Below are 16,214 nucleotides of genomic sequence, written 5' to 3'. Positions count from 1 at the left end.
GCGCCCAAGGCGTTGATAAGTATATTGCGCCTCGCTCGCGTCGGCCACCCAGCCGGCCCCTCCGGCGTTTCCAGCCCGGGGATAAGGCGATGCGGAGAGATGGCCGAGTGGTCGAAGGCGCACGCCTGGAAAGTGTGTAGGCGGGTAACCGTCTCAAGGGTTCGAATCCCTTTCTCTCCGCCATTAATTCCTTGAAATATATCGGAAATTATGCCGGCTGCACCAGGTTGGCCATCAACCGGAATGCGCCGGGAACCAGATGGTCGAGCTGATGATGCAGCACCAGCCCCGTATGGGTATGGCGGCCCTTGCCGACCGGCGCCGAAATCAACGCACCCCTTAGCGGTTTTTCACCCGCATCGTGCAGCGACAGCAGCGGTTCGTAGGCCGCGTCCCAATCGGCCGCGAAGTAAAGGCCGCGCTCCTTGTCCCAGCCGGCCCAATCGTCAGGGCCGATTTTATTGGGTCTGGTCAATAGTTTGTGCTTGGGCGCGAGGATGGTGACCGGCGCCTCCGGATTGGTGACGCGCCAGCGTAGCGAGGGGCTGCCGATCACCACGCGGCGCGGCGGCGTAGCGTCGGGCGCCCAGCCATCGGAGGGGCGGTGATAAAGCGTAAGCAGATGACCGCCGGCCTCGACCCATGCGCGCAGCTTGCCGATGGCGGCGGCCAGGTCGGGGCGGACGCCAAAGGCGAAGGTGCCGACAACGATGGTGGTGTATCCGGACAGGTCGCCGGCCAGGGCGTCGGCATCGAGGTCGGTGGTGTCGAACCCCATGGCGCCCAGCCAGTACCCGACGCGATCGCTGCCGCCGCCGACATAGCCGATGCGCGTATCGGCGGGGCGCTGCAGATCGAGCGCCAGCACATTGAGCGCCTGCGGCGTCAGGAACTGGCTGCGGCCGATATGGGGATAGTCGATCGGGGTTTGGCGGTAGGCCAGGCGCCTGTCGGCCATCAGGGGCAGGCGATAAAGCCCATTGGGCAGCTTCGACGGTGGGCTGACGGTAACCCCGGTCTCGCTGCGGACCGCACCCCATCCGGTCGGAACAATCAGGGTGGCATTGGCGATCGACGATTGAGAACGAATGGCGATCGGCAATGGCCGGCTGGGTTCGCCCGATGGCAGGATGACCGCTTCGGGCAGCAATTGCACCGACTGCGCCGGGCCAATTGAAAACGGCTCCTCCAGTTCGATCGTCGCGCGAACCACGCGGCCGCCGATCGTGGTCTCCAGGGCCACGCTCAATTCGCCATTGCCACCCAGGCTGGAAAATCCCGGCGGATAGAGGCTGCTCAGCGGCGCCTCGGAACTGACGGCGATGGGATAGTGCATGACGCCATCGGCGGGCGCCGCCGACCCGACATGCAGCGGGCCACGGGCTATCGGCGTAGCCGAAACGGCATGCGCCCCGGTGGCGATGCTGAGCGTTGACTTTTCACCCGGCGCCACCCGGTTGGGCTCGGCCCAGGCGATCGGCGCAATGCCGGCGGCCAGCAGCAGGGCGGCATCGATCTCGTTCAGTTTGCGCCGGATGCGGTGGGCGTGGATGTCCTCAAGGTCGGAAACGCCATCAAGCGCGGTCGCGGCGGCAATGAGGGCATCGGTGATGGCCGCTCTATCGGGGAAGGCTGCGACCGCCGCGTCGATGCCGGCCTGTGCGGCGCGGAGCGCGATGGCCGCGGGCCCGCTCTGGCCATCGGCAAGTTCGCCCAGCGTCGCGGGCAGGTTCTGGCGGATATCGGTCTCGGTACCGGCAGGGCCGAGCTTGAGATGCAGCGGCCATTCGGTCGTTGGCGTGACTTTCCAGCGGCCCATGCCCTGGCTGGCGTGAAAAGCGCGCGACCATTCCCCGATCTCGCTGAATGCCGCGCCGGTGGGCATGTCGACACCAGGCGCCACGACGCGCACACTGGCATTGGGCGGGGGCACCTCGTCGTCATAGGTGTCCCCGCCGCCCGGCCAGGCCGGCAGATAATATTTGCCGACCGACCAGGGGGTGAGGCCGGGCGTCAGATAGCTGGGGTCGGCGGCCAGAACGATGGCGGCTTCGGCAGCTTCGGTCATGGCGCGATGGTGACCATGCTGGCCCGGCACGTCGAGGAAGGTTGGAATGACGATATCGGGCCGGTCACGGCGATAGGCGATAACCAGGCGTTCGATGATACGGTCCCGGCCCCAGCGCGCCAGCGTATCGGCGCCGTTCTTGGAAAAGCCGAAATCGTGCACCGGATCGTCGGGGCCATGACCGAGCCAGACGATATCGGCGTCCAGCGTGCGTGCGGCTTCTTCCATCTCGCGGGTGCGGAGGACCCCCAGCGCGCCGCCGCGTTCGGGCCCGAGGCCATTCTGGCCGCCTTCGCCCCGCGTCGAGCAGGCGACGATGACATGCATGCCAAAGGCGAAGCGCATGGCCGCCAGCATGCCCGATTGTTCGTCGTCGGGATGCGCGCCGGTATTCATCACCGTCAGCGTCGAGGTCAGCCGGCTGAGCGCCCGGTGCAGTTCGATCAGCAGGGGACGCGATTTCTGGCGGGCAAGGCGCTCGCGGGCGGTCAACATGGTCTGTCCTTAAGGCGTGGTCGGCAGGCCGGGTGCGAGATGCAGCCGGGGGGTCACGGTTTCGAGCATGGGCAATGCAGCAGCGCCCAGCGCCGCGGTCAATTGCCCGGTCTGGCCGCGAATGACGCGCGGTGCGGTGCGCACGCGGCGCGTGGCGACCGAGACCGGCATGGGATCGAGCGACGCGATGATTGCGTCGATCACTGAGTCGGGCAGCGCGCCGCCAAAGATGATGGTTTGCGGATCAAGCAGGTTCTCCAGCGCCGCGACCGTCGGCGCCAGATAGTCGGCAGCCTCGGCGATCCAATCGAGCAGCACCGGATTGTCGGCATCATGCAGCATCTGCAGGTCCGCCACGTCCGTCGCGGCGATGCCGGCGGCAGCCAGCTTTTCGCGCAGGGCATAGAGCGAGGCGAAATTCTCCAGCGCGCCATCGGGGCCATAAAGCGCCGGGCGGTTGCGCGGGGTGACGACGAAGTGGCCGATTTCGCCGGCATTGCCAAAGGCGCCGCGCAAGGGGCGGCCCTCCTGGATAATGCCCAATCCCAGCCCGACGCCGAAATAGACGAAGCCGAAATTGGCAAAATCCCGGCCGGCGCCATAAAGCCGTTCGCCCACGGCGGCGGCGGTGGCGTCGTTTTCGATCTCGACCGGCTCGCCGATGGCTTCGGAGGCGAGCGCCCTGGCATCCAGCCCGTCCCAGCCGGGCAGGGTCGCAGGACCGACCGAACTCATCCCCTCGATTTCGAAGGGGCCGGGCATCACCACGCCGACGCCGAGCAGGTTGACCGCGATGCCCGGCACCGACTGACGCAAGGCGTCCACGGCGTCGCGCAGGTCGGCAAGAATTCCGGCGGGGCTGGTATCGGCAACCGGCCGCACCGACTGGGCTCGCACCCTTCCGCTGAGATCGAGCAGGACGGCGCCGATATGGTCGGCGGCGATTTCAATGCCGGCGGTCATCGGGCCGTCGGGATTTACGGCGAACTGGATCGGCGGCTGGCCGCGGCCCGAACGTAGCCGACCGAGCTGGATGAGCAGGTTTTCCGCCACCAGTTCATCGACGATATTGGTCACCGCCTGCGGCGTCAGATGGGCGCGGCGGGCAATTTCGGTGCGTCCGAGATGGCCCTGGCTGCGCACCACGTCGAGCACGACACGCCGGTTATGCAGCCGGTTGCGCTCTGGATTGCTGCCGATGGCGAGGCTGCCGCGCGCTCCCGATCTTTCGCGTTTGCTTAAATCCCGCTCCATGGTGGAAGGCTATTTCTCGCGTCAGAATAACTCAAGTAGATTATTGTATTGACAAGTTTGGCCGCGCCAGATGAGCTACCAGGCTTGAGGCGTGGCCATGGCTGGTCTCGAAACAGGGAGTTTGTCCGTTCATACGCCGGCAGAAATGTCGCGTGGCGGACCATAAGGAGGTAACGATGCGCAATCGGTTCATGCTCGCCGGCCTTGCGGCCGGGATCAGTCTGCTAACGCTGGGCGCTGCCCAGGCAGTGGAAATTGAATACTGGCAATATGCCTATGACACCCGCGTCACGGCGATGGATCAGTTGATCGCCAATTTCGAGGCGGCCAATCCCGACATCACGGTCAAGCAGACGACCTTCCCCTATGACGATTACCAGACACGGGTGATCGCGGCCAAGGCAGCCGGGCAGGGGCCGGACGTGCTGCAGCTCTTCTACGGCTGGCTCGACAAGTTCCAGAGCGGCGGCGTGCTGCAGCCCTTGTCGACCACCGCATTCCCCCATGACCAGATCGAAGCCGATTTCTTCCCGATCGTGACGGCGATGAAGCGTGGCGACGACTATTACGGCCTGCCAACCGCGGTGCGCTCGCTGGCGCTGTTCTACAACAAGAAGCTGTTCGAGGAAGCCGGGCTGGACCCCGCCAATCCGCCCCAGACGCTGGATGAGCTGGTTGCCGCTGCCGTGGCGACCGCCAAGCATGACGATGCCGGCAATCTGATTTCCGAAGGCATCACGCTCGACATGGCCGGGCAGGATCACCAGTGGTGGCGCGAAGTCCTGACGCGCCAGTTCGGCGGCGTGCCTTATAGCGATGACTACCGCACGGTGACCTATGGCGAGAAAGGTGGCACCGAGGCGCTGAAATTCTACACCGACCTGCAGACTGAGCAGAAGGTGGGCCAGGCTGGCTTCATGGATGAAGGGCAGGCCGCGTTCCGCGGCGGCATGGCGGCGATGACCATCGACGGCACGTTCCGGCTCGGTTCGTTCCGGACCATCGATCAGTTCGAATGGGGCGTGACCGAACTGCCGGCCAATGCCGATGGCCTGCGGTCCAACTATGCCAGCTACTTTGCCAATGGCATCGGTTCCTCGGCACAGGGCGAAGAACTCGCCGCCGCCGAGAAGTTCCTGGCCTATGTCTCTTCGCCCGAGGCCATGCAGATCTGGCTCGAGGTCGTCGGCGAATTGCCGGCCCGCAAGGCCGCGGCCCTGACCGATACCAACCTTGCCGACCCGGTCCTGGCGCCCTTCCTCAAGGCGCTGGATTATGCGCAGACGACCCAGTTCGTCGACGAAGCCGGCCAGCGTCAGGTCGCCATCGACATGGCAAACCGCGTGCTGCTCGAAGGCCAGTCTCCCGCCGATTCCGTGGCTGAAGCGGCAGCCGCCGAGCAGGCCATCATCGACGACGCGACGAAGTAACCGGCATCGTGACGCACGGCGCAACCATCGGCGACGCGGCCCCCAAGGGCCGCGTCTGGGACCGGTTCCCGATCCGCACCAAACGCGTCATCTGGGCTTGGGCGTTTCTCGCCCTGCCAATCATTTTCTACGGCTGGATTCGGTTCTATCCGACCTTCCAGGCGTTCTGGATTTCATTCACCGACTGGGACATTCTCAAGCCGGCCCAGTTCGTGGGTTTCGAAAACTACGACAAGCTGATCCACGATCCGGCATTCTGGAAGGTATTCCGCAACACCTTCACCTATCTCATCATCGGCGCGCCGGTGAGCCTGGTGGTGGCCTTCGCCGTTGCCTATTATCTCGACCGCGTCCGCTTCATGCACGGCTTTATCCGGGCGCTGTATTTCCTGCCATTCCTGACCACGGCCGCTGCGTTGGCCTGGGTATGGCGCTGGATTTACCAGCCGGTGCCCATCGGGCTGATCAACGGCTTCCTGGCGCAATTCGGCATTCCGCAGCAGACCTTCCTCAAGTCGACGACACAGGCACTGCCGGCCATCATGGTCACGGCGATCTGGGCCGGGCTCGGGTTCCAGGTGATCATTTTCCTGGCCGGGCTCCGCGCCATTCCGCAGACCTTTTATGAAGCTGCGCGCATCGACGGGCTGGGCGAGGGGGCGATCCTGCGTAAGATCACGCTGCCGCTGCTCAAGCCGACCACGGTATTTCTGGTCGTCTTCTCCTCGATCGGGTTCCTGCGCATTTTCGACCAGGTCTACAACATGACCAGCAACGATCCGGGCGGGCCGCTGGGCTCGACCAAGCCGATCGTGCTGATGATCTACCAGACGGCGTTCTCGTCCTTCGACATGGGCTATGCCGCGGCACAGACGGTGGTGCTGTTCACCATCCTGCTGATCGTGTCCTTGCTGCAACTCTGGGTGTTGAGGAGCCGCTGAGATGACCGCCATTGCACCCGACGCCGGTCAGCCCCTGAAATTCGGTCGCATCCGGCCCGGCCAAATCCTGATCTGGACCGTGCTGCTGCTGGGCGGGCTGTTGATGATCACGCCCATTCTCTACATGTTCTCGACCTCGCTCAAAACGGCCAGCCAGGTCTATGACCTGCGGCTGATCCCGGCGGCGCCGAGCTTCGACAATTACGTCAAGGTGCTGTCGGATGGCAATTTCATGCGCTGGTTCCTCAATTCCAGCTTCATCGCCATCACCGTGACGCTCTCCAATCTGTTCTTCGATTCCATGGTGGGCTACACGCTGGCCAAGTTCGAGTTCCGCGGCCGCTACTTCATTTTCCTCGCGATCCTGTCGACGCTGATGATCCCCACCGAAATGCTGGTGATCCCGTGGTATCTGATGAGCGCGCAGCTGCATTGGCTCGACAGCTATTGGGGCATCATGTTCCCGGGCATGATGACGGCCTTTGGCACCTTCCTCATGAAGCAGTTCTTCGAAACCGTGCCGGACGATTTTCTCGAAGCCGCGCGGATCGACGGGCTCAACGAATTCCAGATCTGGTGGAAGGTGGCGATGCCTTTGGTGGCGCCGGCCTTGTCGGCGCTGGCGATCTTCACCTTCCTGGGCAACTGGACGGCGTTTTTCTGGCCGCTGATCGTCACCACCAGCCGCGAGCTTTATACGCTGCCGGTAGGGCTATCGAGCTTTTCGGATGCGCAGGATACGCGCTGGGAGATGATCATGACCGGGGCGGCGCTGGCGACGATCCCGACTTTGATCGTGTTCCTGGTGTTGCAACGCTTTATCGTGCGCGGCGTGATGCTGGCCGGGCTGAAGGGCTAGACCATGACCGATCCGCGTTCGAGCGACAGCAGCACCTTTCCCGATCCGGTCTACAAGGACACGGTGTTGCGCCCGCTCTTCGATGGGGCAAAGGCTCACCATGTCGCCGGCTTTCGCGCCATCGACCGGGCGCATCTGGTGATGCTGGCCGAGACGGGCATTGTCGATGCCGCATCGGCCGGCAAGATCGCCAGGGCGCTGCAGGCCATCGATGCTGAAGTCGATCCGGCCAAGCTGGTCTATACCGGCGAGGTCGAGGATTTCTTCTTTCTCATCGAAAAGGAACTCAAGGCGCGGCTGGGTCCGGATCTGGGCGGGCGGCTGCATACCGCGCGCTCGCGCAACGATATCGATCACACCCTGTTCAAGCTGGGCCTGAAAACGCGGCTCGACCTGCTGCTGGGCAAGGCCATCGCGCTTTACGATGCACTGATCGCAGCCGCGGAGCGGGAAAAGGCGACGCTGATCGTGGCCTATACGCACGGCCAGCCGGCGCAGCCGACAACTTTCGGCCACTATCTGGCAGCCGTCATCGAAGTGCTGGGCCGCGATATCGAGCGTCTGTTCGAGGCGCGCGCCATCGTCGACCTGTCGCCAATGGGCGCCGCGGCGATCACCACGTCGGGATTTCCGATAGATCGCGCCCGCATCGCCCGGCTGCTAGGCTTTGCGGCGCCGCTGCAGAACTCCTATAGCTGCATCGCGGCGGTGGATTATGTGACATCCACCTATGGCGCTATTGAGTTGCTGTTTCTCCATCTCGGCCGGCCAATCCAGGATTTGCAGTTCTGGACCAGCTTCGAGGTGGGGCAGGTCTATGTGCCCAACGCCCTGGTGCAGATATCGTCGATCATGCCGCAAAAGCGCAATCCGGTGCCGATCGAACATCTCCGCCTGCTGGCCAGCCAGACGTTCGGCCGGGCGCGGGCCATGCTGGACGTGATGCACAACACGCCCTTCACCGACATGAATGACAGCGAAGGCGAAACCCAGGCAATGGGCTACGAGGCTTTCGAAAGCGCCTATCGGGTGCTCGACCTGCTGGCCGCGGTAGTGGCGCAGATCCGCATCGATCCGGCGCGGGTGGCCAACAATATCCGCCGGTCCTGCATCACCATTACCGAACTGGCCGACAGCCTGGTGCGGCGCGAAGGACTGTCGTTCCGCGAGGGCCACGAGATCGCAGCGGCGGTGGCCAGGGCCGTGGTGGCCATGGACGGCGATCTGCCGGTCGATGGCTTTGTGCCATTCCGCGCGGCTTTCCAACAGGCAACCGGCCGCCAGACCACCATAGATGCAGCGCTCTTCGCCGAATTGGTATCGCCCGAGCATTTCGTGGCGGTGCGCGACCGTCTCGGCGGTCCGGCGCCGGCGCCGCTTGCTGCCTCGATTGCCGGCTACCGCGACAAGGCGGCCGATTTTGCGGCGCTGATGCGGCGGCATGGCGATGGCGAGGCCGCCGCCGTCCAAGAACTCGAACACAAATTCTCTGCCCTGATGGGAGCGGCCTGATGGCAAATATCGAACTGCGGGGGCTGGTCAAAAGCTACGGCAAGACGACAGCGGTGCATGGCATCGACCTTGACATTGCCGATGGCGAATTCGTGGTGCTGGTCGGCCCCTCCGGCTGCGGCAAGTCGACGACTTTGCGCATGATCGCGGGTTTGGAGGACATTACCGCCGGCACGCTGAAAATTGGCGGCGAAGTGGTCAATGAGCGCGAGCCCAAGCAGCGCAACATCGCCATGGTGTTCCAGAACTATGCCATCTACCCCCATCTGAGCGTGGCGCAGAATATCGGCTTCGGGCTCTATACCGCCAAGCTGAGCAAGGCCGAAAAGGACCAGCGCATCCTGGCCACGGCGAAAATCCTGGGCATGGAGGATTTGCTGAAGCGCCGGCCGTCCGAACTGTCAGGCGGGCAGCGCCAGCGCGTCGCCATCGGTCGGGCCATGGTGCGCGATCCGGTGGCGTTCCTGTTCGATGAACCCCTGAGCAATCTCGACGCACAATTGCGGGCGCAGATGCGGATCGAGATCAAGCGGCTGCATCAGCGATTGGGCACGACCATCGTCTATGTCACCCACGACCAGATCGAAGCCATGACCATGGCCGACAAGATCGTGGTGATGCGCGACGGACGGATCCTGCAGGTCGGAACCCCGACTGAGCTCTACGAAAGCCCGGTAGACGTGTTCACCGCGCGCTTCATCGGCAGCCCGTCGATGAACTTGGTGCCGGGCAAGGCGGCCGGCGACACGCTGACGGCGACCGGCGCCACGATCGCGGGCCTCGATTCAGCAAGCGCCAGCGGCGATGTGCTGATTGGCGTGCGGCCGCATGATCTGGTGGTCGGCGAAGCCGGCGCCTCCGGCCTGTCGCTGTCCGGCGCCGTCACCGCGGTCGAGCCGCTCGGCTCGGAGACCCTGGTGCATCTGGATATCGCGGGGACCGAAGTCATCGCCACGGCGCCCGGCAAGCTCGTGCCCAAGGTCGGCAGCACCATCACCGCTGCGGCGCTGCCGGGTTCGCTTTACCTGTTCGACGCCACAACCGAGCAGAGTCTGGGCCGGCGATGACCGGTCAGCAGAGCCGGCGCGGCATCATCAGTGCCGGCAGGATTTATTGCGACCTGGTATTCACGGGGCTGCGGGATATGCCGCGGCTCGGCACCGAGGTTTTTGCCGAAGCCATGGCGCCAGTGCTGGGCGGCGGCGCCTTCATTGCGGCCGCCCATATTGCGGCGCGCCAGCGGCCGTCGGCATTGCTGTCGCGCTTCGGCATCGACTCGCTGTCCATGGCGCTGGAAAGCCAATTGGTGGCCAGTGGCGTCGATTTGCGGTTTGTCGAGCGGCAGGCCGATGCCGGGCCGCAGGTGACCGTCGTCATGGCCCATGCCAGCGATCGCGCCTTCCTGTCGCGCCGGGCCGGGCGGGCTCTGCCGCGTGACTATGGCGCCGCGCTGGATTGGGACCAGGCGCGCCACCTGCATATTGCCGAATTTGCGACGCTGGCCGAATTTTCCGACCTGGTGCAGCGCGCCAAGGCCAGCGGGCTGACCGTATCGCTCGATCCGAGCTGGGACGAGACGCTGATCCGCCGTCCCGAATTGCTGGCTGCATGCGGCGGCGTCGATGTGTTTCTGCCCAATGCCGAGGAAGCCCTGGCGATCACAGGCACCAGCAGTGTCGAAGCGGCCATTGGCATATTGGAGGGCGTGTTCCCGGTGGTCGCCATCAAGCTCGGGCCTGAGGGCGCGATGCTGAGCGTGGGCGGATGGCGCTTCGCCAAGCCGGCGCCATCAGTCACGGTTGTCGACACCACCGGGGCGGGCGACGCCTTCAATGCCGGTCTGCTGGATGCCTGGCTCGACGGGCTCAGGGCCGAGCAATGCCTCGATGCCGCGATCATGGCGGGCAGCCTGTCGGTCCAGGCGGTGGGGGGCACGGCGGCGCTGCGATCCGGCGCGGCATAGCACCGAAGAACTACGCTGGCCCCTACGCAGGCAGGGCCATGTCGCTGTCGCCCGGCACGAGCTCCAGCGGAACGACCTTGCGGACGACGCCAAGCGGATAGGCTTCCGCATAGGCCGGCATCGTGGCCAGGAGGCTCTCGGCCAGCGTAATGCCCAGGTCGCGCAATGACAGCCGGAAGCAGGTCAGTTTGGGCACCAGGTAATGGGCCTGGGGGCTGTCGCGGCCGATAATGGCAAAGGTCTTGCCGGGGACGAGACCGACTTCGTGCAGGCCATTGTAGAAGCCAACGCACATGACCTCGTTGGTGAGCACGAAGCCGGTCGGGCGCTGGTCTGCCGGCATGGCGGCTATCGCATGGGCAATCTGGTGCCCGCCCCGCTCATTGGGGGGCGCGCGGAAGACCATGTTCGCGTCGAACGCGATGCCATGCCGTTCCAGCACCTTGCGGTAGGCGTCAACGAAGACGAAGCCGAGATTGGTGTCGTCGCGCGGCGCAAAGACCCCGATCCGCCGGTGCCCCTTGGCGATCAGCCGCGACACGCCGACTTCGGCCATGCCCTCGAAGTCGAGGTCAAGCCAGGGGTGCCCCGCATCGGTTTCCGAACGCCCAAGCGCGATGAATGGAATCTTGCGGCTGGAAATGAAGTTGATGCGATGATCCACCCGTTTGGTGGCGGAGATGATCAGCGCGTCGGCGAAGCCCCGCGCCACCACGCGCTGCATATAGGCCTCGGGATCCTCTTCGGACGAGCACAGCAGGGCGACCAGGTCGAGCTGGTGCCGGGCGAACACTGTCTGCACGCCGTCGAACACGCTCATGAAGAACACGTCGCCCTCGCCGGTGATCTGTGGGCCAGTCTGCATCATGAAGCCGACGACGCCGGTCGACCCCTTGCGAAGCGAGCGTCCGGCCTGGTTGGGCACGTAGCCGATTGCCGCCGCGGCCTCCACGACGCGCCGGCGGGTCTCCTCGTTTACGTCGGGCTTGCCATTCAGGGCGCGTGAAACCGTGCCGATGGACACGTTGAGCTGCTGCGCCAAGCGTCTGATACCAGTCATGTTTTCCCGCAGTTTCCTCAGGCGGTCCGCTTTGTCCGTAAACGTTTACGAATCCCCATTGACACATCCGGGGGCCAAATAATAGCGTCGTAAACGTTTACGGGACTGCGCTCCACGATGCTGCACAAGACGGCAAGGGCAGGCTGAAGTCCATAGGGAGGATCGTTTGATTTTCACGGCAGCGCTGGCCGGTTGCGGCAGCATGTCCAGGGGCTGGCTGACCGCCATCGCCACCCATCCCCTGCTCGCAGGCAAGGTGCAGGTGGTCGGGCTGGTCGATCTCGATCTTGCCACTGCCGAGGCGCGCGCCGATGAATTCGGCCTCTCCGGCATTGCCATCGGCACCGACCTCGACGCGATCCTCACCCAGACCGGGCCCGACCTGCTGTTCGACGTGGTCGTTCCCGCTGCTCGCGCCGGCGTGGTTGAGACCGGCCTGCGCCACGGCTGTCATGTCCTCAGCGAAAAGCCCATGGCGGCCAGCATCGACGAGGGTAGGGCGATGATTGCCCAGGCCGCCGCCGCCGGCCGCCTGCATGCCGTCGTGCAGAACCGCCGCTTTGTCGCCGGTGTCCGCCGCATCCGCCGGCTCATCGAAAGCGGCGTGCTGGGCGAGATCACCGGCCTCAACTGCGATTTCTTCATCGGCGCCCATTTCGGCGGCTTCCGCGAGGACATGGACCATGTGCTGCTGCTGGACATGGCCATCCACACGCTGGACGCTGCCCGCTTCATGGCCGGCAAGGCGCCCCAGGCCGTCTATTGCCTCGAAACCAATCCGCGCGGCTCATGGTATCGCCAGGGCGCCGCGGCCAATGCCATTTTCGAGTTCGAGGGCGGCATGGTCTTCAACTATCGCGGCTCCTGGTGCGCCGAGGGTGCCAATACCAGCTGGGAGAGCGCCTGGCGCGTCATCGGCAGCAAGGGCACGCTGCTCTGGGACGGCGAGGACCGTTTCGAGGCCCGCATCGTCGATGGCGACAGTGGCTTCTTTCGCGATCTCAAGGCCATCGACGTGCCGCCCCCGCTCGATGCGGACCAGACGCATGGTCATGCCAGCGTCATCGCCGATTTTCTCGCCGCCATCGAGACGGGGCGCCCGCCCGAGACCGTCGGCAGCGACAATATCCACAGCCTCGCCATGGTCTTTGCCGCCATCGAAAGCGCGCGCACGGGCCGGCGCGTATCCATTGCAGTTTGAGGAATTTCAACGTGAGCGATCCCGCCAAATCCATCCGCATCGGCACCATGGTCAGCGCTTCGGCCGGCAAGTCCGCCGAGCGCATCGCCGAGATCGCCGATCTGGGCTTTGAGAGCTTCGAGCCTTTCTTCTGGCAGACTACCAATGGCCAGGACCTTGCCGAGCTGGGCAAGCGCAGCCTCGAAGCCATCGGCAATCGCGACATCACCATTTCCACCCTGGGCATGTTCGGCAATCCGCTCGAGGACCAGGAGATGGATCGCCAGACCCTGCAGGGCTGGAAGGACTGCATCGACAATGCCCACCATTTCGGCGCCACCTGCGTCGCCGGCTTTACTGGCCGCATCCGCAACAAGCCGCTGACCGACAGCCTGCCGCAATATCGCAAAGTGTGGTCGGAGCTGGCGAAACGCGCCGCCGACAAGGGCGTGCGCATCGCCTTTGAAAACTGCGCCATGGACGGCAACTGGCAGAGTGGCGACTGGAACATCGCGCACAATCCCGATGCCTGGGAGCTGATGTTCAACGAGACGCCGGACGACAATATCGGGCTCGAATGGGAGCCCTGCCACCAGATGGTCTATCTCATCGACCCGCTGCCGCAGATCCGCAAGTGGGCCCATAAATTCTTCCACGTGCACGGCAAGGACGCCACCGTCCGCTGGGACGTGATCCGCGATCATGGCGTCTTCGGCAAGGAAAAATTTGTCTTCATGCGCACGCCGGGCTTCGGCGACAGCAACTGGACCGACGTCATTTCCGAGCTGCGCCTGGCCGGCTGGTCGGGCTCCATCGATATCGAAGGCTGGCATGATCCGGTCTATCGCGACGCGCTGGAAATGACCGGCCAGATTCGCGCGTTGAACCATCTCAAGGCGGCCCGTGGTGGCGATCACGTAGCCATAACAGGATAAGTATGACTATTGACGAGTCGTGAGAAACCGTTTTATCAAACCTGAGAAAAGGGTTTTCCTTTGAGGTACGCCGACGTGGTCAAGGCAGAACGCATCCGCATCTACGACGTCGCCCGCGTCGCCGGCGTCAGCGTTGCCACGGCCTCGAAAGCCCTCAACGACACCGGCCGCATGACCGAGGCGACCCGCCAGCGCGTCAAGCAGACGGCCGCTTCACTCGGTTTTCGCCCCAATGCCATGGCGCGAGCCCTCACCCAGCACCGCAGTTTCACCGTCGGTCTGCTGACCAACGACACCTATGGCCGCTTCACCCTGCCGGTGATGGCCGGAATATCGGAAGCCCTGGTGGACGAGGGCGTTTCGGTTTTCCTCTGCGGCATCGAGGACGATGCGGCGCTGGCCAGGCTCCATGTCGACGCCATGCTCGACAAGCAGGTCGATGGCATCATCGCCACCGGCAAGCGTATCGACCGCCGCCTGCCGGTGGATTTGTCCGGCCTGCCGGTGCCGGTCGTCTATGCCTTCACCGAGGGCCCCGACGACGCCGTCACCCTGGTCTCCGACGACGCACAGGGCGCGCGCGAGGCAACGGAATGGCTGTTAGGCAAGGGGCGTCAGCGCCTTGTCCATATCACCGGGCCACAGAGCTTCGCCTCGGTCACGGCGCGCGCCCGCGCCTTCAGCGCTGCGGCAGGGGCAGGGGCTGCCATTCTTTACGGAACATGGTCCGAAGCCTGGGGCCACGAGGCCGTGGCGCAATTCTGGTCGTCCGGGGCCCCGCGCCCCGACGCCATCTTCTGCGGCAATGACCAGATCGCCCGCGGCGTGGTCGATGCGTTGCGCGAACGGGGCGTGGCCGTGCCGGAGGATGTTTCGGTCATCGGCTTCGACAATTGGGAGATCGTGGCAGCCGCCACCCGCCCGCCGCTGACCACCGTGGACATGAATCTCAAGGAACTTGGCCGCGAGGCCGGACGCCTGATCCTCGAGCTTGCCGAAGGCAAGCCGGTCGAGCCGGGCGTCCGCAAGCTGCCATGCAAGCTCGTGGTGCGCCAATCCTGCGGCGGCGATGCTATCGCCCCCAGCGACAAGGGAGAGGCGCCCCAGGAGATTTAAGGGTGCTGCCGCAGGCGTTGCAACCGCCTGCGGCAGCGAGGAAAGGCCGCAAGGGAAGAGGAACCCAAGCGGCATGGATCGCGGCCCGAGGGCCGCAAGGGAGGATATAATGCAGTTTGTTAAGCTCGGTCTATTGGCCGGTCTCGCTGTCGGCGCATTGGTCGCAGCGACCCCGGCCTCTGCGCAGGTGACGCTCAAGGTCTGGTCCATCGATGGCAATGACCGCCCCGGCATCGCCGATACCTTCTCCAAGGAATTCGACGATGCCAATGACGATATCGTGGTCGAGTACCGCTATATCCCGTTCGATGAACTGGTGAACGAGACGCTGCGCGCCTTTGCCACCGGCAATGCCCCCGACATCGTCTCCTTCGACAATCCGGACTTCGCGCTGTTCTCGTCGCGCGGCGCCATGCTCGACATCACCGACCGCGTCGCCAATTCCGATATCATCGGCAAGGCGGAGTATTTTCAGGGCCCGCTGAACTCGGTGACCTGGGATGGCAAGCTGTTCGGCCTGCCCAAATATACCGACACGATCGGCATCTTCTACAACAAGGACATGTTTGCCGCCGCCGGCCTCACCGAGCCGCCCACCACCTGGGCGCAGGTGGTCGACTATGCCGAAAAGCTCACCGACCCGACCCACAATGTCTATGGCGCCACTTTCTCCGCCCGTGCTGGCGAGGAAGGCACCTTCCAGTTCCTGCCGATCATCCAGATGTCCGGCGGCGACGCCAACAAGGTCAATACCGAAGGCGCCGCCCAGGTGCTCGATCTCTGGAAAGAGATGATCGATAACGGCTGGGCCTCGCGCGACGTGCTGAGCCTGGGCCAGTGGGATTCCACCGGCACCTTCAATGCCGGCAATGCCGCCATGGCCATCTCCGGCCCCTGGGAAATCGACCGCATGGTCGAGGATGCCAAGTTCGACTGGGGCGTGGCGCTGCTGCCTACCATCACCGAAGGCGGCGAACGCTCCTCGGCCCTGGGGGGGTTCAACTGGGGCATCATGTCGACCACCCAGCATCCCGATGAGGCCTTCCGCCTGCTCGAATATTACGTGAGTCAGGAAGATCGCCTGTTCCCCGAATTCGGCAACCTGCCGGCCCGCGGCGATATTGCGCTGCCGGTGACTGGCGTCGAGAAAAAGGATGCCGCCCTCAAGGTGTTCCAGGAACAGCTGCAATATGCCAATCCGCGTGGTCCCCACCCGGATTGGCAGAAGATTTCCAAGGCTATCTATGACGCCATGCAGCAGGCCCTGACCGGTCAGATGTCGTCCATGGACGCGCTGAACCAGGCTCAGGCCACCATCGACACCATCTTCAACTAGTCCTCCCCACTGGCCGGCCGGGGTTCGCTCCGGCCGGACTTTCTTTCAATCGCATGGAGAGGTCC

At 64.4% G+C, this 16,214-nt stretch carries 13 protein-coding genes and 1 tRNA gene; 11 read left to right on the top strand and 3 right to left on the bottom strand.

Annotated features, from left to right (window positions below):
- The first annotated feature begins 93 nt into the window (after positions 1-93).
- Positions 94-183 (top strand) — tRNA-Ser (locus ASD04_RS12835).
- Between the two features lie 25 nt (positions 184-208).
- Here ASD04_RS12835 and ASD04_RS12830 read toward each other — a convergent pair.
- The gene (locus tag ASD04_RS12830; protein WP_056257462.1) at positions 209-2,563 is read right to left on the bottom strand and encodes a PIG-L family deacetylase; all 2,355 of its coding nucleotides are present in this window, start codon (positions 2,561-2,563) and stop codon (positions 209-211) included.
- A 9-nt stretch (positions 2,564-2,572) separates the two neighbouring features.
- A complete protein-coding gene (locus tag ASD04_RS12825; RefSeq protein WP_056257460.1) occupies positions 2,573-3,817 on the bottom strand; it encodes an ROK family transcriptional regulator in 1,245 nt (414 codons plus the stop codon).
- Between the two features lie 176 nt (positions 3,818-3,993).
- Between ASD04_RS12825 and ASD04_RS12820 the strand changes: the two genes are divergently transcribed.
- The 6 genes from ASD04_RS12820 to ASD04_RS12795 are packed head-to-tail and all read left to right on the top strand — an operon-like array spanning position 3,994 to position 10,522.
- The gene (locus ASD04_RS12820) at positions 3,994-5,247 is read left to right on the top strand and encodes an extracellular solute-binding protein (RefSeq protein WP_056257458.1); all 1,254 of its coding nucleotides are present in this window, start codon (positions 3,994-3,996) and stop codon (positions 5,245-5,247) included.
- A gap of 26 nt (positions 5,248-5,273) precedes the next feature.
- Complete coding sequence (locus ASD04_RS12815) at positions 5,274-6,188, top strand: sugar ABC transporter permease (protein WP_244488314.1); 915 nt, start codon at positions 5,274-5,276, stop codon at positions 6,186-6,188.
- A gap of 1 nt (position 6,189) precedes the next feature.
- On the top strand, positions 6,190-7,047 hold the full coding sequence (locus tag ASD04_RS12810) for a carbohydrate ABC transporter permease (protein ID WP_056257454.1): 858 nt from the start codon (positions 6,190-6,192) through the stop codon (positions 7,045-7,047).
- Positions 7,048-7,050: 3 nt separating this feature from the next.
- Positions 7,051-8,559, top strand: coding sequence for an argininosuccinate lyase (argH, locus tag ASD04_RS12805; RefSeq protein ID WP_056257452.1), 1,509 nt, complete (start codon positions 7,051-7,053; stop codon positions 8,557-8,559).
- Positions 8,559-9,626, top strand: coding sequence for a sn-glycerol-3-phosphate ABC transporter ATP-binding protein UgpC (ugpC, locus tag ASD04_RS12800; RefSeq protein WP_056257449.1), 1,068 nt, complete (start codon positions 8,559-8,561; stop codon positions 9,624-9,626). Before argH ends, ugpC begins: the two co-directional genes overlap by 1 nt.
- Positions 9,623-10,522, top strand: coding sequence for a PfkB family carbohydrate kinase (locus ASD04_RS12795; protein ID WP_056257440.1), 900 nt, complete (start codon positions 9,623-9,625; stop codon positions 10,520-10,522). Before ugpC ends, ASD04_RS12795 begins: the two co-directional genes overlap by 4 nt.
- 22 nt (positions 10,523-10,544) lie before the next feature.
- Here ASD04_RS12795 and ASD04_RS12790 read toward each other — a convergent pair whose 3' ends face one another.
- Positions 10,545-11,582 carry a LacI family DNA-binding transcriptional regulator gene (locus ASD04_RS12790; protein WP_056257437.1) on the bottom strand — a complete coding sequence of 346 codons (1,038 nt, stop codon included), beginning with the start codon at positions 11,580-11,582 and terminating at the stop codon, positions 10,545-10,547.
- 166 nt (positions 11,583-11,748) lie between these two features.
- On the opposite strand from ASD04_RS12790, the gene ASD04_RS12785 reads away from it, so the two are divergent.
- From ASD04_RS12785 to ASD04_RS12770, 4 genes are all read left to right on the top strand, one after another.
- A complete protein-coding gene (locus ASD04_RS12785) occupies positions 11,749-12,783 on the top strand; it encodes a Gfo/Idh/MocA family oxidoreductase (RefSeq protein ID WP_056257434.1) in 1,035 nt (344 codons plus the stop codon).
- Positions 12,784-12,794: 11 nt separating this feature from the next.
- A complete protein-coding gene (locus tag ASD04_RS12780; protein WP_056257431.1) occupies positions 12,795-13,697 on the top strand; it encodes a sugar phosphate isomerase/epimerase in 903 nt (300 codons plus the stop codon).
- 60 nt (positions 13,698-13,757) lie between these two features.
- The gene (locus ASD04_RS12775; RefSeq protein WP_056257427.1) at positions 13,758-14,813 is read left to right on the top strand and encodes a LacI family DNA-binding transcriptional regulator; all 1,056 of its coding nucleotides are present in this window, start codon (positions 13,758-13,760) and stop codon (positions 14,811-14,813) included.
- Between the two features lie 109 nt (positions 14,814-14,922).
- Complete coding sequence (locus tag ASD04_RS12770; RefSeq protein ID WP_082531197.1) at positions 14,923-16,149, top strand: sugar ABC transporter substrate-binding protein; 1,227 nt, start codon at positions 14,923-14,925, stop codon at positions 16,147-16,149.
- The last annotated feature ends 65 nt before the right edge of the window (positions 16,150-16,214 follow it).

It is taken from the genome of Devosia sp. Root436, from assembly GCF_001426345.1.
Lineage (GTDB): Bacteria > Pseudomonadota > Alphaproteobacteria > Rhizobiales > Devosiaceae > Devosia.
The sequence above is the reverse complement of the archived record's forward strand: the minus strand, read 5'-3'. Positions and strand labels throughout refer to the sequence as shown.

What these genes read in the sequence shown, in the direction of transcription:
- ASD04_RS12830 (WP_056257462.1), bottom strand. Translation starts at nt 2,563, where the DNA reads ATGTTGACCGCCCGCGAGCGCCTTGCCCGCCAGAAATCGCGTCCCCTG.
- ASD04_RS12825 (WP_056257460.1), bottom strand. Translation starts at nt 3,817, where the DNA reads ATGGAGCGGGATTTAAGCAAACGCGAAAGATCGGGAGCGCGCGGCAGC.
- ASD04_RS12820 (WP_056257458.1), top strand. Translation starts at nt 3,994, where the DNA reads ATGCGCAATCGGTTCATGCTCGCCGGCCTTGCGGCCGGGATCAGTCTG.
- ASD04_RS12810 (WP_056257454.1), top strand. Translation starts at nt 6,190, where the DNA reads ATGACCGCCATTGCACCCGACGCCGGTCAGCCCCTGAAATTCGGTCGC.
- argH (WP_056257452.1), top strand. Translation starts at nt 7,051, where the DNA reads ATGACCGATCCGCGTTCGAGCGACAGCAGCACCTTTCCCGATCCGGTC.
- ugpC (WP_056257449.1), top strand. Translation starts at nt 8,559, where the DNA reads ATGGCAAATATCGAACTGCGGGGGCTGGTCAAAAGCTACGGCAAGACG.
- ASD04_RS12795 (WP_056257440.1), top strand. Translation starts at nt 9,623, where the DNA reads ATGACCGGTCAGCAGAGCCGGCGCGGCATCATCAGTGCCGGCAGGATT.
- ASD04_RS12790 (WP_056257437.1), bottom strand. Translation starts at nt 11,582, where the DNA reads ATGACTGGTATCAGACGCTTGGCGCAGCAGCTCAACGTGTCCATCGGC.
- ASD04_RS12770 (WP_082531197.1), top strand. Translation starts at nt 14,923, where the DNA reads ATGCAGTTTGTTAAGCTCGGTCTATTGGCCGGTCTCGCTGTCGGCGCA.